Source organism: Carnobacterium inhibens subsp. inhibens DSM 13024, assembly GCF_000746825.1.
In the GTDB taxonomy this organism is placed as follows: domain Bacteria; phylum Bacillota; class Bacilli; order Lactobacillales; family Carnobacteriaceae; genus Carnobacterium_B; species Carnobacterium_B inhibens.
On record NZ_JQIV01000003.1, the window covers coordinates 1 to 19,653 of the forward strand.

Annotated in this window: 16 protein-coding genes and 1 pseudogene; 11 read left to right on the plus strand and 6 right to left on the minus strand. The window is 29.0% G+C overall.

Features of this window, described 5'->3' with window-relative positions:
- The 5 genes and pseudogenes from BR65_RS00345 to BR65_RS00360 all read left to right on the plus strand — a co-directional run.
- On the plus strand, nt 1-461 hold a 461-nt coding region (locus BR65_RS00345; RefSeq protein ID WP_034536109.1), incomplete at its 5' end, for a hypothetical protein.
- A pseudogene (locus tag BR65_RS13545) lies at nt 458-1,971 on the plus strand (VirD4-like conjugal transfer protein, CD1115 family). The gene BR65_RS00345 and the pseudogene BR65_RS13545, both read left to right, overlap by 4 nt.
- A 16-nt stretch (nt 1,972-1,987) precedes the next feature.
- Complete coding sequence (locus tag BR65_RS00355; protein WP_034536110.1) at nt 1,988-2,281, plus strand: hypothetical protein; 294 nt, start codon at nt 1,988-1,990, stop codon at nt 2,279-2,281.
- 77 nt (nt 2,282-2,358) lie between these two features.
- The gene (locus BR65_RS14130; protein WP_280512907.1) at nt 2,359-2,487 is read left to right on the plus strand and encodes a hypothetical protein; all 129 of its coding nucleotides are present in this window, start codon (nt 2,359-2,361) and stop codon (nt 2,485-2,487) included.
- A 2-nt stretch (nt 2,488-2,489) separates the two neighbouring features.
- The gene (locus BR65_RS00360) at nt 2,490-3,347 is read left to right on the plus strand and encodes a conjugal transfer protein TrbL family protein (protein ID WP_034536111.1); all 858 of its coding nucleotides are present in this window, start codon (nt 2,490-2,492) and stop codon (nt 3,345-3,347) included.
- Nucleotides 3,348-3,849: 502 nt separating this feature from the next.
- Here the strand turns inward: BR65_RS00360 and BR65_RS14205 are convergent.
- Together BR65_RS14205 and BR65_RS00370 are read right to left on the minus strand one after the other, a co-directional pair.
- Nucleotides 3,850-4,155, minus strand: coding sequence for an Rgg family transcriptional regulator (locus BR65_RS14205; protein WP_425304614.1), 306 nt, complete (start codon nt 4,153-4,155; stop codon nt 3,850-3,852).
- Nucleotides 4,152-4,706 carry a helix-turn-helix domain-containing protein gene (locus BR65_RS00370; protein ID WP_034536113.1) on the minus strand — a complete coding sequence of 185 codons (555 nt, stop codon included), beginning with the start codon at nt 4,704-4,706 and terminating at the stop codon, nt 4,152-4,154. Before BR65_RS00370 ends, BR65_RS14205 begins: the two co-directional genes overlap by 4 nt.
- Before the next feature lie 85 nt (nt 4,707-4,791).
- Between BR65_RS00370 and BR65_RS00375 the strand changes: the two genes are divergently transcribed.
- The 4 genes from BR65_RS00375 to BR65_RS13735 are packed head-to-tail and all read left to right on the plus strand — an operon-like array spanning nt 4,792 to nt 8,498.
- Entirely contained in the window at nt 4,792-5,667 is an 876-nt protein-coding gene (locus BR65_RS00375) for a class III lanthionine synthetase LanKC N-terminal domain-containing protein (RefSeq protein ID WP_034536114.1), read from the plus strand.
- A 26-nt stretch (nt 5,668-5,693) separates the two neighbouring features.
- A complete protein-coding gene (locus tag BR65_RS00380) occupies nt 5,694-6,794 on the plus strand; it encodes a protein kinase family protein (protein ID WP_034536115.1) in 1,101 nt (366 codons plus the stop codon).
- Nucleotides 6,778-8,361, plus strand: coding sequence for an ATP-binding cassette domain-containing protein (locus BR65_RS00385; protein WP_023176411.1), 1,584 nt, complete (start codon nt 6,778-6,780; stop codon nt 8,359-8,361). The genes BR65_RS00380 and BR65_RS00385 overlap by 17 nt, the downstream gene beginning before the upstream one ends.
- Nucleotides 8,358-8,498, plus strand: coding sequence for a hypothetical protein (locus BR65_RS13735; protein ID WP_023176412.1), 141 nt, complete (start codon nt 8,358-8,360; stop codon nt 8,496-8,498). Before BR65_RS00385 ends, BR65_RS13735 begins: the two co-directional genes overlap by 4 nt.
- Before the next feature lie 405 nt (nt 8,499-8,903).
- Here the strand turns inward: BR65_RS13735 and BR65_RS00390 are convergent, their stop codons facing one another.
- A complete protein-coding gene (locus tag BR65_RS00390) occupies nt 8,904-9,410 on the minus strand; it encodes a YcxB family protein (protein ID WP_034536117.1) in 507 nt (168 codons plus the stop codon).
- Between the two features lie 254 nt (nt 9,411-9,664).
- Here BR65_RS00390 and BR65_RS00395 point away from each other — a divergent pair, with 254 nt between their 5' ends.
- Both BR65_RS00395 and BR65_RS14040 read left to right on the plus strand, forming a co-directional pair.
- Nucleotides 9,665-12,439 carry a hypothetical protein gene (locus BR65_RS00395; protein ID WP_034536118.1) on the plus strand — a complete coding sequence of 925 codons (2,775 nt, stop codon included), beginning with the start codon at nt 9,665-9,667 and terminating at the stop codon, nt 12,437-12,439.
- Nucleotides 12,440-13,075: 636 nt separating this feature from the next.
- Entirely contained in the window at nt 13,076-14,497 is a 1,422-nt protein-coding gene (locus BR65_RS14040; RefSeq protein WP_244877136.1) for an ApeA N-terminal domain 1-containing protein, read from the plus strand.
- A gap of 510 nt (nt 14,498-15,007) precedes the next feature.
- Here the strand turns inward: BR65_RS14040 and BR65_RS00410 are convergent.
- The 3 genes from BR65_RS00410 to BR65_RS00420 form a co-directional block, all read right to left on the minus strand.
- Complete coding sequence (locus BR65_RS00410) at nt 15,008-15,559, minus strand: hypothetical protein (protein WP_034536120.1); 552 nt, start codon at nt 15,557-15,559, stop codon at nt 15,008-15,010.
- Between the two features lie 536 nt (nt 15,560-16,095).
- Entirely contained in the window at nt 16,096-18,411 is a 2,316-nt protein-coding gene (locus BR65_RS00415; protein ID WP_034536121.1) for an ATP-dependent DNA helicase, read from the minus strand.
- Nucleotides 18,412-18,922: 511 nt separating this feature from the next.
- Complete coding sequence (locus BR65_RS00420; RefSeq protein ID WP_034536123.1) at nt 18,923-19,351, minus strand: hypothetical protein; 429 nt, start codon at nt 19,349-19,351, stop codon at nt 18,923-18,925.
- Nucleotides 19,352-19,653: the final 302 nt, after the last annotated feature.

Genomic DNA, 19,653 nt, shown 5'->3' on the forward strand with positions numbered 1-19,653 from the left:
TGAACAATTTTTTTAACAAAGTAAAAAAGAAACTTGTTTGGTTTCTCGTTAGTTTTATCCTTTCGGTGTGTTGCTTGGTAGTGTTGACTCAATTGATACTGACCTTATCCGAGTTTAAATTGTCTTTAACGACCACTATCTTACTCGAAACAGTAAAAGAGACACTTCTTCATCCTTTTCAAACAATCCAAACGTTAATCGAAACAAACAATCCATTATTTCTAATGGGAACCATTGGTCTCTTCCTTTATTGTGCCTTTGTTCAAATCAAATTAGCGTCTAAAGAAAAGAAAGAGGGATGGGAAGCCGATGAACGAAACCAATACCATGGTTCAGCACGCTGGGCACGCGAAAAAGAAATTTTTGACGGTAAAAATTACCTGGCACAATCTAAACAAGAGATACTGAAAAACTTTACCGCTTCGCTTGATCAACCAACTGAAGGGGAGGGAAACAAATGACAGGAACCATTTTAGGTATTTTAAATAATAAGGTCATTATTCAACCCACTGAATCGAAACCCAATCGAAATATAATGGATGGGAGGACCAGGGTCTTTTAAAACCCAAAGTTTTGTGATTACAAATGTCTATAATGAAACGGAAAATAGCATCGTTGTGACGGATCCAAAAGGAGAAGTTTATGAGCAAACAGCTGCCGTTAAACAGCAGCAAGGATACGACGTCCGGGTCTTGAATTTTTCAAATATGTTGGCCTCTGACCGACACAACCCTATTGATTACGTTAAAAAGATATTCATGCCACCACAGTGGCGACTAAAATTGTGGACAGTGCTAACAAAGACAGTAAAAGAGACGTTTGGTATTACTCACAACGAGCACTGTTAAAGGCTCTTATTTTGTTCGTAAAGTATGAATTGCCTCCTGAAAGACGAAATATGGAGGGCATCTTAGACTTTTTACAAGAGTTCGACCCTGAATCAGATGAGGATGGCGAAAGTGGCTTAGATGAAGAGTTTTTAAAACTTGAACGCAAGCACCCAGCTAGACGAGCGTATGAATTAGGCTATAAAAAAGCCAAAGGAGACATGCAAGGAAGTATCATTATGTCCCTTCTAACAACAATATCCGACTTTGTGGATGATGAAGTCGCCGAATTCACACGATTTAGCGATTTTAATTTACGAGACATTGGACGCAAAAAGATGGTGCTTTACGTGATTATTCCGGTGATGGATCAATCATGGGAAGGGCTAATCAATATCTTTTTTAGCCAGTTATTTAACGAACTCTATGATTTTGCGTCTGAGAACCACTCAAAATTGCCGAAATCAGTGAACTTTATTTTAGATGAATTTGTAAACTTAGGTAAGTTTCCAGGATATGAAGAATTTTTAGCTACTTGTCGAGGGTATGGAATTGGAGTGGCCACTATTATTCAAACTTTGACGCAATTGCAGGATAAATATGGCGATAAAAAAGCGGAAAGTATTTTAGGAAACTGTGCCGTGAAAACGTGCTTAAACGCTGCGAATTCGACTACTGCAGAGTACTTTAAACGCTTATTGGATAAAGCTACCGTAAAGGTTGAAACCGAGTCTGAGAGCACACAACATGGTAAAGAGAACAATTCTAGCAGTTCCAGCGAAAATCAAAGCTACACGGGAAGAGATTTAATGACGGCTGGTGAAATTATGCAAATGGCAGATGATACGAGTTTAATTGTCTTTCAGAACAAACGCCCCATTCAAGCGAAAAAAGCTTTTCAATTCGAGTTGTTTCCGCAACCCAAATTCTTATTGAATCAAAGTGACTACACACACATTCTACAGCTGAACAACTAGAAAAATTCGAACAAGATAAAGAAAACTATCAAGCCTACATGAAAACAGACGCTGAGAATCGAACCGAACGAGAAAAGGAACAGTCTGAAGAACGTGAAAAAGCAAAAGAGCAAAAAGAACAAGAAATAATAACTGAAGCGGCCGGATTTTTTAAGTCAATGAACTAAGGAAGGTAGTGACAAAATGATTAAAGGAACGAAAGGGTTAATGTTATTGAGTGTTTCATTCTTTTTATCCGGATGCGGATTTAACGAAGAAGAAGCAATAGAAAAGAGCACAAACCAGCTAGAAATTTTTTTGACGCTACACGAAGAGCGAGAACGTTTTTCGGACTTAGATAATGATGATTTACAAGCTCGTTTAGAAGAGGATGTTTTTCCTTATTTAACAGAAAGCTACCAAGAAAAAATTACTGAAGAGATTGAAGAATATGAATTTAATACAGATTCTGTATTTAGTAAAAATTTGTTTTTTTAAGAGAAAGTGAAGAAAGTTATGATAATGGTGTTTTTTGGCAAGAATTTAGCATTGAGGAAAGTAACGTAAATCCTGAATTGGAGACAGTAAATCACAGTGCTTCAATTGAAAGTATTTCTACAATTACACCAAGTTTGGTAGAGATTGAAATGAATATAGAAGATGGAGAGTGGAAACTGAATTCTGTTGAAGAAGGTGAGTGGTAAATATGGGAGAAAGGATTTCCAAAATGTTTTCAGACTGGATTACAGATTTGCTAGAAACAACCTTTAACCTTTTAGGAAAGCTTATTTTTGATCACAATGCACTGAGTGGTTTTTTCTCTCAATTGTATGGAATATTCATAGCATTTGGTGGTGTTATGCTAGTTACCATCGCTTTAGCTAAAGTATTGATTTTTTTATTATCTGAAGCGGAAGGCAGTCGAGACGCTTCTGTATGGGGATTGATTGTCGATTCCTTTAAGGCTAGTGCAATGGTACTAATTCTACCGTTAATTTTAATTTTTTCGCTCGATATGATTGTCTATCCATTAGGAGAATGGATGTTTAGTTCAATTGGTGGTATGACTGCAGAAAAAATCAATTCTTTTATTAACATAGAAGACGTCTCGCAAGTCGCTCCTAATGTTATTAGTACTCTTATCTTACTATTATTCGTACTTATTGTATTTGCGACCTTCTTAATCAAAATCTGTATCTATCATGCGGATCTTGTCTTGTTGGAGTTATTGAGTGTATGGGCAGCGATATCTATTATTAATGAGGAATACAATTATATGTCTGTATGGTGGCGCGAATTTCTAAGCCAAATTGTGAGTATTATTGTCCAAATGGGCTTAATGGTAGGGATTGTAGAAGTATTATCTAGTACAACCTTCGAATGGTACAGTTTTATGTTGCTAATTGGTTTTGGCGTACTGATTATTCGTGGGCCAAGTGTTTTAAGAAGCATGTGGTATGGAACAGGGTCTGGTAAAGCCACTATGCAAGGTGGAAAAGTGGCTACTAGAATATATATGATGCGAGCAAGAAGTGTTACCAGTGCGGTTTCAGCAACAAAATAAATAATTAAAGGAACAGAAATATATAATAATAAATTAAAAGTTAATTTTTCAGATAGTAAATAGATCATAAAAAAACGTATCTCCATAAAAATATTGGAGATACATTTTTCTACATTTCTGGAATCAAAAATAATCGATTCTAAGACCATTTCAACTTTAAAACAGGATAATTATCCACGAAATAAACTCAAATGTCATATTATTTCACTAACATTTGATATTGCTACTAACATAACTTCACGGTAATTAAAGTATATAAATTATACTATTAATTTATTGGACACAAAGATAGCCAATCTATATTCATTATATTAAGTAATCTAACACTAACTATAAAAATGAAATTTTAGCTAATTATAATTGGGCAATAAGCTGTGACAATTACTTTTCCATATGGTTCGGCTTTTAACTCTTGTAATTTTTGTAAGTTACTCATATTATTTTATCTCCTCTCATTTTTAATTGAATACAAAAAAAGTATATATTAAAAAAAAGAGATTATTTAATTTGTTTCATTTTTGAAATCTTCAAAAATTTTACTATATGCAATAAAAAGATTATCTGAATCCAAAATTTTTAAAATATTTAGAAGGTTTAAGTTTTTTTCTTCGTTAATTTTTACTGGATCTCTTACATAGTCGTACAATGCTTTCGCGTATTCTTTTAAGAATCTCTCACCTAATTGGATATCTAAAAATTCATTGGAAGATAACGTTCTTATAAAGTAATCTACTTGAGTATAATTTTTTGCCTCTAAATTTAAAATCACTGTGTTAAATAATAAATTAATAATAATACTTAAATTTATTTTTTATATAATGTTGTTTTATAAGAAATTTCTTTTGTCAATAAATTTATAGATTCTAAGGGAATAGAAGTCATTGTATTACCATACAGAATTAATTCATATCTAGTCCAATTAGAAACCTTAAAAAGGTAATCTATCAGAAAGGCCAAGCTATCTGTATCTAATTTTTTATCTTCTATCTGTAATCTCATGGCTTTGATCATGATGTAATTCAATTTTGCATATATCGAAGAATTTTCTGTATGAAATTTCCAAACATCTGATTCTATTAAATTAGCTTGATTTAGATTTCCAGAAATTAAAGCCTGAGTCATCTTGAGGAGATAAATATTTTCTGGGGAAGTAGATATATCTTTATATAATAAATTAAATTCACTGAATGTTATATGTAACTTATCTAAAAGTTTTAAAAATTTTGTAGCAGAAATATCAGAAAGGCCACGCTCTACTTTTGAGAGTTGACTTTTAGATAAAATACCACTAGCCAAATTTTCTAAAGATAGATCTTTATCTTCTCTTAAACTAAAAATAATAGTTCCAATGTTTTCCATAAATATTCCTCCGTTTCTTATATGAAACTTATTTCTTTTTTACTATTATATATGATTAAATTATCATTAGAAAGAAGGGTTTTATATGGAAAGCATTTTTAACTACTATATTACTTCTAAATCTGAAAAATTACCTGAACAAGGATGGAAAATTCATATTTCAGCGTATTATGATAACTACCATAACATTTTAAAAAAAATCGCAACTTATTGTTATAGTTATGAAATTCCTTTTAAATACACACAAAAAAAGCATCTACAAATGTTTTTAGGCAAAAATGCTAATAGAATTAGCTCAGGGAAATTAATTACTATTTATCCCAGCACGGAAATAGAATTTATAAAAATAGTAAGGGATTTATATAGCAAACTGAAAAAAGAAAAAGGTCCTAGAATATTAACAGATATTAGATATAAGGATTGTAAAGTTATTTATTATAGATATGGCACTATTTCTAGAAAAGAAAGAGTAATAATTTCACCAAATAATGAAATTACTGCAGATGCAAACAAAGTAGGATATCTAAAACCTAATTTTATTGAAGATCCTCTAGAGAAGTATCAAAGTAATGAAGTAATAAGTAGTTACTTATTAGACAATTATGAAATAGAAAAAAGTATTCAATTTTCAAATTATGGAGGTGTATATGAAGCTGTTAATAAAAATAGTTTAGAAAAAGTTATAATCAAAGAGTTTAGATATAAAACAGGTGAATCAACTACTTTCCAAAGTGTTGATTTAGCGGAAAATGAAACTAAAAATTTATTATTTCTGAAAGGAAAAAATTATGTGCCTCAATTAATTGAGACAATTGTTGAAGAAGATAACTTTTATTTAATTAGGTCATATATACAAGGAAAAAGTTTATCTAATTTAAAAGAAGAGCTGACATTGGCAGTAATCCCTATAGAAAATAAAAAAGAGATACATAACAGGAAAAAAAATTATATAGTCTTGTAGATAAATTATTCATTAAGTTTGTAGAAATGCATGATTTAGGCTTTTATCATAATGATATATCTCTGAATAATTTCTTAATAGACGATAATTCAAATATATTTTTCATAGATACAGACTCTTCTTTTTTAAGTACTGGGAATTTAAAGTATGTTGTAAGTACAACATACTTTACAGATTCTACTCTTTTAAAAGAACAAACTGGCATTACAATAGATAAAAAAAGGCTAGGGTACTTGATTATCGATTTGACTTGCAGCGCTAACGACTTGTTAGTAATCGATCCTACGGGCCAACAAACAAAGCATTTATTCCTTAAATTTTGTTATCTATATAATTTTATAGAACTATATAGTTTTGTTTCAGAATTGCTTTCTTGGAAAGAACTCCAAATAGAAGAAGGTGCTCATATAATTAAAAGTTTGAGGGATGAGATTAATTTTATTAATAACTACATGAATTGTTCAAGTAACATTACTACAAGTGTAAAAAAATATAAACCAGAAAATATTAATAAAATTTTTCGAAATATTGAAAATAATTTGAAAGGTGACTTACCTAAATTATCTGAGTCAGATTTAAATTATATACAAGCACACCTAACTACATTTAACAGTGAAAAAAAATATAGAAAATCATTTCACTTACTTTTAGAAAAAATGTATATCAAAGTACTAGAATCTGAAAAAAAACTATTTTTAAATGACCAAAATAATCTTTCGCCCTATGTAAATTGCACAGCAGGTTTAATACAAGTTACTATAAAATACTTAGATTATTATTATGATGAAAAAATTGCTTTGTTTTGTAAAGAACTTATAGAAAGTATCGATATGACTTTTGTTAGAAATCCTTCATATAAATATGGATTATCAGGAATTGCTGACACATTTTTATTAGCATACTCTTTCTATAATGAGGATATTTATTTAAAAAAAGCAGTTTCTAAATATACTATTATAAGAGAATTTAAAAATGTATCTACTAATGGTTGGTTATACCCTGATTACCATTTGAAAAGTGATGATGGTAACTTTAATACAGGCATTGAAGGAATCCTTTATTTTTATAAGCAACTTTACAATATATTAGAAAAGAAAGTAGCTGATAAAAATGTACAATTATATTAGTAAACATAAACAATTAAACATATTAATTTTTATAATCACAATTAGTACTTCTTTAGGACAAGTATTAGGTTCGATGTCTTTATCTCCTATATTAAACAATTTAGTAAATCGAAATATTCAAGGAATCGTTAAATGGAGCTTTATTAGCTTACTTATCTGGATAGCAACATTGTTATTAGGTTATATCAGTTCTGTATTAGAAGAACATACTATAAAGTTAATGAGCAATGATATTAGAACAGATTTTGCAAAAAATATCAGTCGAATGTCTATCACTGACTATGAAAAAAATGATAAAAGCCATTATGTCTCTTGGATGAATAATGACGTGCAAATTATTCAAGACAATGGATTTAGAAGTCTCTATAATTTAACAGGAAATATGACAACAATCATTTTCGCTATAGGATCTTTAATCTACTATCATTATAGTTTAGCCATTGTCGCCCTTATTTTTAGTTTGTTTTTGGTAGTTTTGCCAAAGGGATTTAGTACGATAATGGAAAAACAAACCTTGCGTATAAAAAGTACAAATAGTACGTTTTTAGAGAAAATTGATGATATTTTAGGTGGCTTTTCAGTTTTTTCCTATCACAATTGCTTAACTATTATGACTCAAAAAGTGAATGATGAATCAGAGATTTTGGGTACTCAAAAAGTTAATTATATCAAAACGATTGGTGCTTTGAATACCTTGATTTCTTTTGTTAGTGTACTTTCACAAATTTTCATGATGTTTTTTACAGCTACTCTAGCCTATTTAGGGGTTATTACAATCGGAGTAATTACTACCTCTGGAAATTTATCTGGTCTTATTTTTACTAATCTCTCTCAAGTATCGACTAATTTATTTTCCATAAAATCTGTTAAGCCAATATTAAAACAAAATTTAACTACATCTCGTTTAAAGAAAGGAAACCAAACACAAAAAATAGACCATTTTACAGATACTATCAGACTAGAAAATGTTTCCTTTAGTTACGGAAATAAACCCGTATTAAGGAACGTAAGTTACATTTTTGAAAAAGGAAAAAAGTATGCGATAATCGGAGATAGTGGTTCAGGAAAATCTACACTTTTGAAAATATTATTAAAAAGATTAAACCCAGACACGGGAACTGTTTATATTGATCAAAAAAATTACACAGAGCTATCTGAATCTAGTATCACAAATTTAATGGAATATGTTGAACAACGACCATATCTTTTTAATGAGACTATTAAAAATAATATATCTTTAAATACAAAAACTACGAATGAACATCTCTTGCCTATTTTAACTAAACTAGGAATTCATGATTTTGCCAAACTATCCGATAAAATTATAGGACACGGAAATAATTTTTCGGGAGGTCAACGTCAGAGAATAGCTTTAGCGAGAGCATTAAACTTTAGTAAAAATATAATCTTTTTAGATGAAGTCACATCTGGATTAGACAAACAAAGCTCCCAAGAAATTGAAACCATTTTATTATCCAATCCAAGTGTCACTGTTGTCATGATTACTCATCACCTAAGTGATGAAACAAAAAATAAACTAGACGGAATATTGGAGGTTGGAATATGATTGATTTTTATAAATACAAAATAATTGATCTAAGTGATAAAAAAGAAGACAATGAAGAAGAAAATAAGGATGAAAAGTTTACTAAAAAAGATATATATGCTTGTATTAACTATTTACAAAAACGCTGGAGAAAATAATTTAATAGCTCAAAAAAAGATACTTAGATATGAGTTCTTAACAAAATAAAAAAAGATGATTTTTAAAAAAAACATCTTTTTATTCCTTTCTATATTGTTTCATTACAGAAAAAAATTTTTTCTTAAAGTGCCCCTAACTGCTTCAGCAGTTAGGGGCACTTTTTTTTGACTTCTTTTTAACTTTACGATCACTGGTTAGCCAACATAATAGATGAATTTTAGCTTTTAGATCTGAAAATTAATTACACAAGAAAGAATAATAAAAACTGAAGAAGAGAGAAAGAAATAATATTATACATAAATGATGCCAATATTATTTATGGCAAAAAAATCAAACTGTATATATTTGAAAAAAGATATTTATTCCATAGCTATTATTTAAAACAGTGAAAAAGTATAATCACTTTAATCATTATTATTAATTAAGGTTTTGAATGAATTAATATCAATGTTATTTTTAAAGAAATTTTTAGGTATCACAATAGCTCTTGTTGGAGAAAGAAACAAGAAAAACATCTCTTTACTTTCTTTTATTTTTATAAAATCATTCCAAGTATAATTAGCTGTTACAGTTCGATTTACTTGGCTAACACCATTATTAGTTATAATGTATGTTACTTCTTTTTTTATTAACGGATCATTTTTATATGCTTTATAATTTCTAATGAATATCCCCAAAAGTATCAATAGTGTATAGATTAAAGAGCTGAATAAGATTAGTAAATAATCAATCATTGATAAGTTTGAAAAATCTATAATATGTAAGCCACTATAAATAATTGCGAAAAGTGGTAAACTAGTTATGCTCACAACAGAAAAAAGATTTCTCTGTCGATAAATATTAAATTTTATATAATGGGAAAAATCTAGGCTACCTACTGCTACAATTTTGCTGTTTTCATCTTGGTTCATCTTGTACACCTCTTAATAGTTATTTTAAAGTTACATAGTTAAGAATATACTATTCAGAAATATCTGTAATTATAGTTATTTGAATTTCTAAGTAGAAAAACATTCTATCATTGATTCACTTAAATCAATGATAGAATGAAATATTACTATTGTTAACTAAAAAAAAGATATGCTTAAAATGCGGAATATTTCCTCGTGGAGGAATCCATTTTATACTCGACTAAATAAACTAACTGAAGGAGAAAAAGAATAGAATGAGAAATCCTAGGAATAAATTAAAAGTTTTCATCAGCTCGAAGACTGGGGAAACACTTACTGATCAAAAATATATGCTAGCTCGTATTGCTGTAAAAGAGACATTAGAATCAACAGGTCTGTTTGAGGTGTATTCTTTTGAATCTGAAGGACCATCGGTAAATTCCGCACTGGACCATTACACTGGAGGCCTAGAAGATAGTGATGTATGTATATTTCTGATTGATAATAAAGATGGCGTGCCTCCAGGTGTACAAAATGAAATTGATATTGTAAATAAGTACCAGATTCCTTCGCTCTATTATTTTTGTCAAGGTGACGAAAAAGAAAAAACGCAAACACAGATTGAATTACTTAGAGCAACGCAACCCAAGCATGCAAATATTAACTCTTTTAGTGAATTTATTGAGAAGTGTGCAATACATTTAGTAGACGATGTATTACTAACATATAAACGTATGGTTAAATCCAAGAGTGGACAGGATGATATATCTGAAACAAGTAAATCTTTTGACGGAAAATCAGAGATTTTGAATACGAACTCTGGAGCAGTTGAATCAAGTAATAATTTTATTTTTAGTAAAGAAAAATTGATTAATGAGTCATGTCGAAATTTCTTTGGAAATTTCATTTTTGGTAATGAAATTAAACAATTTGACAAGAAAGACTTTGATTTTTATTGTTCAAAATACTTGTTGACTATGTTTGGACAAGCAACTATTGAAGAATTTAATATGAGTCTTTTTCTGGAATCTTTAGGTAAAATTCTGCCACAACCTTATTATGAAGTAGTCGAGAAAAGATGGATCTCAAATCAGAAGTATTATTTGGAAGAGTATGATGAATCGCTAACACTTTTACAAGAAGCATTAGCGCTTGCTGAGTCTTACAACGGAACGGTTGCGGAATGGGTTGTTCAAGACATTCTAATAGATTTGAGAAATAGAGAAATTAATATAGCGGAAACAAAAAATGAATACTTTCGAGAGACAACAGGTCAAAAGGGAATGAATAGTCGCCGCGAAAAGCTATATTACCCATTAATTGATCGAAATGAGAAAAACTTACTTGAATGGATTGAAAAAGAAAGGCAAAAAAATGAGATGAGAAGCTATTCTAGCTGGAGTTCTTACGGTGACATCTCATTTTTAAGTGATTATATAGCTGATATATATTATCAAGCCATGATGTTTGGTTCTCTTACCCACTTAAATAGAATATATACTTTAATTCAGAGGCTAACGTACCAATTGAGCAAATTTACAGATTACTGGCCATGGGTAATGACACTTTTAAGTACCACAATAGTTACACTGGATCGTAAAAAAACAACTCAGATAACACACCATTTTGATAAACTGCTTGAAAAAATGAACCCGGAAGATGCCAGAAAAGTTTATCAATTCTCAAACAACGCTAAACCAAGTCATAATAAATTTAGTGCAAATCTTATTGCGATGTCTGAAATTGGTTACTACTTAAACGACGATGATTTTGAACAATATTGGAATATTCTCAAATTGGAAATTGATTCATGGGTTAAAGATGAAAATAGTATGGTATCTTTACAAGCTTATATTTTTCAGTGTTTAAAAAATATAAGTAATCGTGTTGATGATAACTATATATTGGAATTTGGTTTAAATCTTCTAGAATCACCTAAGAGACGTTATTACCTTGATGTTCTGAAGTTATTATCCGGGAATTACACTGATTATAAATTAGTTAGTGTTGACAATTCCAACAGAACAGTTGATACCCTTATTAAGTATTCACAAGAAAGTATTGATTTCAATGAACTTAAAAGTGTCCAAACTATTTTTTTGCTATTGAAAAATATAGATAATGAAAGTCAAAAAGAAATGGAAACATTTATTCAAAATAAGTGGCCTGAATTCTATTCTAATGAATATAGGCTTGAAAAAAATAAATATATAGAATCTGGAAATATTCTTATTAAATTGAAAACTGAAGACATACACAATAGAAATCTCACTCAAGGGAAAAATGGTATCTATGCTGGATACGGAACAAATCCGTATCATGAAGCGAAGAATATACTGACTATGTTGGATGAAAAACCAGAAGAAAACATGCTTGGTGAATTGTTTATAGCAACATCAGCTACGATTCTTTCTAGTAATCAATTTGTAGAAGACAAACTGAGTGCTTATCACCTCATGATTTTCTTATTGAGGTATGACATATCTCTTATAGAAAGAGAAAAAGAAGTGGTTACTCGACTCATTCAATTTCAAGATTATGAGATTGCAAGCGAATCAATGATGAGTTATGTTGACAGTACAATGCTGATATTAAGCCATTTGTTGTTGTTGGAATGCTTAGGAAAGAACCAGTTTGCTGAGATTGCTAAAATCCTATTAGTATTCACTAACCCAGGAAATCAAGTGGAGGCTTGTAAGATGCTTCAAACCTTCCTTTATAATTATCAAAATTACAAAATTAGAACAAGTTTAGAAAGTTTATTAATGCAATGTACACTTTTATGGACCAACTCAGATAATCTTAATGTTAGATGGAACAACACTCATTTACAACTTAAACTGATAGAAAAGAAGAAATATAGAAAAATAATCGGTCAAAATCTTCAGAGCATTATGGAGTCAGACAACGCAATCGTTAAAAGTCAGATTGTTCATAAAATAGATTTAATTAATAGTTTAGATAAAAAACTAGGTCAAACTATCTTTGAAAGTGCAAAGAATGATAATAACTTCGTGATCCGGAAAATAGTTGATATTAAAAATATATAATTTTATTTACCTAGTAAAAGTAAATTTTACGGGAGTATCATCTTATTTCAACGAAGTTATACCTCACCTATAATCATCTGTTGGTATTTAAGTGGTTTGCTCCCTACCTACATCTCTATTTTTTGAAATTTAGGTATGGGGTAAAAGCACGTTCTATATTTCATACTTGTTCCATATTCTGTTTTTTACCATCTTTGGCTTTATTATAACTCTCAACCATAGTCAATACTTAAGAGTAATAAATATGGGTTTCAGCTGCAGTAAAATCAAAGAGTACGTGGTGTCATAACTCATAGTCAATAAAAAAGGATGAACACTATGAAATATGGATATACGGGTGAATAGTAATCACTAACTAAATTATTAACCTCTTCATTTAAAAGTCAGACCTTAAATTTAACTGTTTCTTTTTTATTTTAATGTAGATTTAGGGTGTACCCATAATAGTCACGAGAAGAGACCGTATTTATTAGCTTTTTGAATGTAGATTGTAATTGTCTATTAAACATATAAAGAACAATCTTCGATTTTTACATAAGAAAGATAGATTAGTCGTTGTGTTGATAAAACTTTAGGTCTTGATTATGATAAAATTATCTACACTTTACCATTAGTTAAATCGAAAGGAGATTTAATTTGAAATTAACAGATAGATTGTTAACAGATGAATTTATTATTGGAGGAGTTTGGTCCGATAACGCCGATTTTAAAGATTCTTTACCAGGAAATTTGACTTATAGCTATTCTAACAACCAACTTTATGTAGAATTTATAGATACTGATTTTAATGTTGGAGAGGTATGGGGAACTTTTTATGGTTTGGTAAATAGAACGGAAATTGTAACCTTAACCAATGTCCGTGTTTCACACACGAAAGGGGGTAGTGTGCAGTATACAAAGATAGTTGCAGATAGTATGATTATTGACTCGAAACCTATAACAGATGTAGATAGTTTTTTTCATAGAGAAATTAGTTTTACATATAATAATTTAAAAGATTGGTCTTGGGTAAATCCATGGAATTCTGATGACCTTAATAAAAGTTACTACTATGAAGAACCTGCTTTAAAAAAATATAAATTAGAATCAATTGGTGGACTATTAGAAGAAAAGGTAGCGCCAATAGAAAAATTAAAAGGTATTTGTGTGCAAGAGATTAATTTATCATATACCCCCTACTATAAAATTACACTAAATCAGGATAAAACGATTAAAGAACTCCATGAATTAATTTATAGAATTAGCCTATTATTCAACTTATTTTTGGGTAAAAAAATTAATATTCAATTTTTAGATTTTCCTTCTGAAATAGAGGATATATCAGGAAATAAAATTAGAAGTAGTGGGAGGTTTTATACACTACAACAGAAAGAAAGAAGCAGTTCTTATCAACCATATCCTCCATATTCATATGATATTATTGCTGATGCATTAGGAAAATATCTAAATATATTCTTATTAAATTTTGAAAAAATAAAAGTAATTATTCAAAATTTTTCCGTAACTTTTACAGGTGGTAACTATGTTGAAAATTCCTTTTTAGATGCTTCTCTTAATTTAGAAGTATTACATAGAGAATTTTTTAGTGGAAAAAAAGAAGTAAATGACGAATTAATTGAAGCAAAAGAGTTAATAAAAAGTGCATTGAAGCAAATCAGAGGTGAATTAAAGGAAAAAATTCTATCCAATTTAAATAACTTAGATGACACTACTCTTAGAAAAAAAACACTTGAACTGTTGAGAGATATGCCAGATGATTTACTTAATAAGTTGAATTTAGAAGGATACAATTTTAATAATAGTAAGGGAAAAAAAGATTTTGCAATAATGTGCTCAAATACTAGAAACTTTATTACTCATGGAAGCTCAAATGATCAACTAAAGATTTTCTCTTCAGTTGATCTAATTAAAGTAGCAAAAATTCTTAATATAGTATCAGAATATCATGTTATGAAAATAATCGGTTTAGAAGACAAAGATATTATCGAGGCAATTTCTCATAAAAACTACTACCAAAAAGTTTTAACTAATCTATATGAATTTCAGGACTTAAATTAATTATGTTCTTCCTATCAATAGATAAGAGAAATCATAGTTTTAATCCGTTAAGCAAGGTATTCTAACTTAGTTTAAATAATAGAACTTTAAAGTCGTAATCGACTCCTAATTTCCTTAATCTTTGATATTTACAGCGAAAACAGAGTCATAACTTAAGGTTAATGACTATAATTTTATGAAAAACTAAAATTGTGTAAAGATGAGAATCCAGTGTATTAAGAAGTATGTGGTATAGAACAGGATCTAGTAAAACAGCTATGCAAGGTGGACAACTGGTAATATAATACACCTGATGTGAGCTAGGAGTATGACAAATAAAGCTTCAACATAAAAATCTATACAACAATCAATAATGGTTGTTGTATAGATTTTTTGCTTACTCCTATTTCATATTAAATTGGATAATAATATAAAGACACGCAGAGATATTTTCGTTTAGAACTCAGTGTGTCTCTTGCCTAACAATTTATTAAAGGCACCTTAGCAGTTAAAGAATATTGAGAGTCAAACTTATAGAGACGGACTGTTTTCATTAGTCTCTAATGTACAACCGGCATAGTAGTATTTAACATCCTCTAGATAAAGAAAAATTTGCTTTTTATTTGAATAAGTTGATGTTCTGATTATAGGCATAACCATGATAAGTAGTGCTATTACAGTAATCATAATAATCAATAATGATACAATAAAGAGGAATAAATCTTTCTCATATAGAATTTCATTTTGTTGAGAGAAAAATAGGTTTAAAAGGAAGCCTGCAGGAACCCAAAATAAAAAGAAAAAAACTTTTGATATAAAATTAAAAGAAGTAAGAATAGCATTTTTTTCTTCAATTAAATTTTTTTCAATTTGATTTTGTAGCATTTCTATATCTTCTTTGTGTTTAAATCCTTGTTTTTCTAATAATTGTTTAAAAAGAATAAGTTCATTATGAGGGGTAATCAAATTTCTTTCTAATTTATTAGTTTTATAATATAGAAATGATAAACAAATTATTACTAAAAGAGGAACCCCCCAGCTAAAATTGCCTAATTTCTTGTCAAGGATTATTAATACAAACACTATTATTACTGACAGTTCCATAAGGATAAAAGTAATAGAAACTAATTTATTATTTTTTATAAAATAAGTAAACTTATTTAATGTTAATTTGTTACTTTGAAAAGTTTGTTTAGCAATTTTTTCAACTAAGTAGTAATAATTAATAATACTTAAAACCTCCGTTTAACTTAAGATAATTAATAACTATATAGATGCGATAAGATTAACTGATATGTAAATAAGCAGTATACAATCTGAGTAATAACCATATATTTCTTATTAAAGTAAGTATAATGCGATAATAATTTTATTGGTAATAACGTTGCTTTATTTAATAATTAAATAGGGGATTCAATTTTTTGTGTGACTAAATTGTTCCTTTTTTAAAGGAATGAAATTTTCGTCTATAAAAAAAACGATATATTCAGCGTTTAAAATTCTTTCTTTAAACGCTGAACTTCTACTGGTAGTACTTTTGACATGTTAGACATTGACTGTTGAGTATGGTACTGACGTATATTTTTTCAATAAAATTGTCATATAATGAATTGTTGTATCTATTCTATGATTTTACTCTTTTTTATTTTTACAGATGCAGCTATAGTGGGTATAATTCTGTTGAAATTATTTCTTTGTCTATCTGATGAATAAGGAAAAGAGTTTCTAACTAAGTCTAAAGGTAATTCTTTTCGATAGCAGAAATTAATAGCAATTTGGTAAATATCTTTTGGATATTTGATTCTTGAATATGAAATACGAGGATTGGGATTATTATTCTTTATTTTGTTTTCTTGTACGAAGTTTCTTAACCATCCAATCAAATCTGAATTATCCTTGTTTGAATTACTAAGCGTATTTAATTTGTTTTTTTCAAAATTTGTTTTACTTTCTTCTGAAAAATTATTTGTAGCTCTTGATAGTGAAAATGAAGGAATATTTAAATCAGAACGTTTATATTCCATATGCTCTATTTGAACACCATTAGAAGTGGACTCTCTCATAAAATCAAATATATCATCTAAATATGGTGTTAACTTATAATTACGTTCTTCAAAAAAATGAAGAGTATCGGAGTTTCCCCATATTCGTGAATCAAATATTGTAAGTATTCCATAGTCGTTCCTGCTTCTAATTAGTCTACCTAGGCCCTGCTCCAATTTTTTAAACATCATTGGCCTTATGAAAGTATTAAAAACATCCTTCTCATCACATCCTGAAGATATAAGGTTTATATAGGGATCTGTAGGAACAGGGTAGGGAAGTTTAGTTAGTATTACTTTATCTAATGAGCGCCCTTCAACAGAAAATCCAGAAAAAAAACTACCAGATCCCACTAGAATACTACTTTCGTCTTTCTTAAATTTATCGCTAATGAGTGAGACACTACTTTCTCCCTGGGTGTAGACCATATTGTTGTTTATTGGATTTTTTTTGAGATTATTAGATATAGTCGCTACATGTTCATTAGATGTGCATAAAATAAGAGCCCCACCAGATGATAAATTAAGTAGTTCAGGTAGACAGTCTTCTAGTTCCGCTAAATGGTTTTTAGCGTCTTTGCTGGGATGTGGAAAAATTTTTGGTACATATACGAGTGTCTGCTTTTTTAAATTAAAAGCACTAGAGTACTTTTTATATATATATTGATTCTCGTTTAAACCCCAATTAATTTTGAACTCATTCGTATGCTCTCCAGAGGTCAAGGTACCAGACATAAATATAATTTTATTAAATTGTGATACGTTTGTTATGAATTTTTTAAATTCCTTATTGAAATGATTTGATACATAATGTAGTTCAATATTACCATCAAACTGTAACCAGGAAGTATTTTTTTCGTTATCAATAAAAGCTATTAAATGATTTAAAATGATTTCTAATTCATCATGAGTATTTGAAGAATTAGAAAATCGTTTAGACATAATCATTTGAGCTATATTTGATTCAATAATACTTTTAATAGATTTTACGATTTCCAAAATATCATCAGATACTTGGTATCTCATACTACTTTCAAAATTTGAATTGACATATTTTATCTTTTCATTTTTTAACTTATTTACAAGCGCATTATATTTAGTAGAGTCTCTTTTTAATTTTATTTTTTTAAGTTTGCTATACGTAAGAGATTGTTCAAGTCGTCCTAAAAAATTTTCTTTTAAACTATGAGCTTCATCAAAAACTATTATACCAGGATTGCTAGGTATAATTTCTTTATATCCATATTTAAGATTGAGATACGTTTGTATTTGCTGATCATGATTTGTAATAGTTAATTTGTTTCTATTGTCTTTATACTTATATCTGTGTTCATGACTAGGACAACTTCCAAAGCACTTTCCACTTAAGTTACTCATTAATAAATATTTTTTTATTTTATATCTATTAAACCCTGGGTACATTTTTTCTAATTCTGAAACATATCCGTATAAACAATTATCAAAGTAATTATTTAACTGTTCTATTTCAGATTCTAAAAATTTATCCCTATAATTTAGATAAGCTGCTCTACAAATATAATTTGATTTTCCTAGAGCGAGTATTTTTTCATTAGGTTTTATTAGTTCTAACTTTTCAAGAGTAACTGAATCTGAATCAAATATTTGATTTTGAAGGTTTATTGTGGAAGTAGCATAGGTTATGGAATTTTGTTGATTTGTTGAGTATAATATTGAAGGGACTAAAGTTCCTAGAGATTTCCCAGTGCCTACGGGAGCTTCTAAAAACAATATGTTTTTAGAAGAATTATATAAGAATTCGGTAATATCAAGACTCATTTGTACTTGAGATGATCTTATAGATGTTTTCTTATTAAAAAGCAAAGGTATTTTATCTTCAAATATAGCTAGATTTTTCTCGATTTCTTTATTCAAGTAACCATCCTTACTATTAAGTTATATAAATATTATAACACAATATATAGCGTGTCGTTTGATTTTGTTGCACATCATATAGATGCTTTAACGTGATTAGTTTAAATGAATCACTATAACTTGAATACCAATCTTAATAAAAAATAATAAATAAAGGAACTATATAAGGTTATTGAAAGAGATGTGAAATACTTTTATGTGTCCTCAGAGATCAATAATGTCAGTTACCTACTTTAATTTGTCGGTTAGATGTTATTAAATAAATACTAATAGTTGAAATTATAAAAAAGAATACAGTCGTTTTCGCCTTGTCTCCTAGATGACTTGGTTTATGAATCAGCGTGTAACGAGTATACTAACTGACAACCTCCTACGGTTTTTCCTATAGATTAAAAATATCATCGTTTACCTTACGGGTAGAATTTAGTTTGATTATTTCTTATGTGATAAAAGCAAAAAAAGACGGAAAATTAACTCCGTCTTTTTTTTATGTTCAGCTAAATATTATTATCTATATGCTTTGTATACTATTGAAAACATTTTCTAAATTAGTTAGGTTGCCATCCTTCCAAGCATATAATGATTGAAGGTAAAATGTTTCATTTTCGAAATCAACATGATTTAAAACTTCAATCATTGAATCAATGATTGAAACGGTTTTTTGTATTTCTACTTTATTGGTATTTTCTTGTGTTGTATTCAATGTAGTGGCTAATCCGTAGAAAGCTTCAATGTAATCTTCCTCATAAAGAAACCCTGCGCTATCTGGAACTGATGAATATGGGCTTACAGAAGCTTCCGACAACGCTGTAACAATTCTAAGGTCTTCCGGTTTTTCGTTGGCTTGTGCATTGTTTTTTTCAGATGTTCTAGTAAACCCAAATAAACCCCCAACAATTAAAAGTACAACTCCTAGTGAAATCATTATCTTTTTAGTCATAACCCTAACCCCTTTCCATTTCTATAGTAAATACTTATGGTATAACTATACGAAGAGTTTTGGTAATTTGCAAGTGTTCTATATAATTCTATTAAAATTGATAAATTAATTTGCACTCATATATTATGTAAAAGATGTGAATTTTCGATTGAAATCTAATTCTTTAGTTGATAAATCTTCTCTGCTACTACTTCTTTTAATTTTAAAAACATAAGAAATCTTATGTTTTCATATCAATAACTTTTGCGCTTGACATTACCAGATTTTTTAATTGATAATATTATGAGAAAACAAAAAAATAC

What these genes read in the sequence shown, in the direction of transcription:
- BR65_RS00380 (WP_034536115.1), top strand. Translation starts at nt 5,694, where the DNA reads ATGCATGATTTAGGCTTTTATCATAATGATATATCTCTGAATAATTTC.
- BR65_RS13735 (WP_023176412.1), top strand. Translation starts at nt 8,358, where the DNA reads ATGATTGATTTTTATAAATACAAAATAATTGATCTAAGTGATAAAAAA.
- BR65_RS00395 (WP_034536118.1), top strand. Translation starts at nt 9,665, where the DNA reads ATGAGAAATCCTAGGAATAAATTAAAAGTTTTCATCAGCTCGAAGACT.
- BR65_RS00360 (WP_034536111.1), top strand. Translation starts at nt 2,490, where the DNA reads ATGGGAGAAAGGATTTCCAAAATGTTTTCAGACTGGATTACAGATTTG.
- BR65_RS00420 (WP_034536123.1), bottom strand. Translation starts at nt 19,351, where the DNA reads ATGACTAAAAAGATAATGATTTCACTAGGAGTTGTACTTTTAATTGTT.
- BR65_RS00390 (WP_034536117.1), bottom strand. Translation starts at nt 9,410, where the DNA reads ATGAACCAAGATGAAAACAGCAAAATTGTAGCAGTAGGTAGCCTAGAT.
- BR65_RS00385 (WP_023176411.1), top strand. Translation starts at nt 6,778, where the DNA reads ATGTACAATTATATTAGTAAACATAAACAATTAAACATATTAATTTTT.
- BR65_RS00375 (WP_034536114.1), top strand. Translation starts at nt 4,792, where the DNA reads ATGGAAAGCATTTTTAACTACTATATTACTTCTAAATCTGAAAAATTA.
- BR65_RS00370 (WP_034536113.1), bottom strand. Translation starts at nt 4,706, where the DNA reads ATGGAAAACATTGGAACTATTATTTTTAGTTTAAGAGAAGATAAAGAT.
- BR65_RS00355 (WP_034536110.1), top strand. Translation starts at nt 1,988, where the DNA reads ATGATTAAAGGAACGAAAGGGTTAATGTTATTGAGTGTTTCATTCTTT.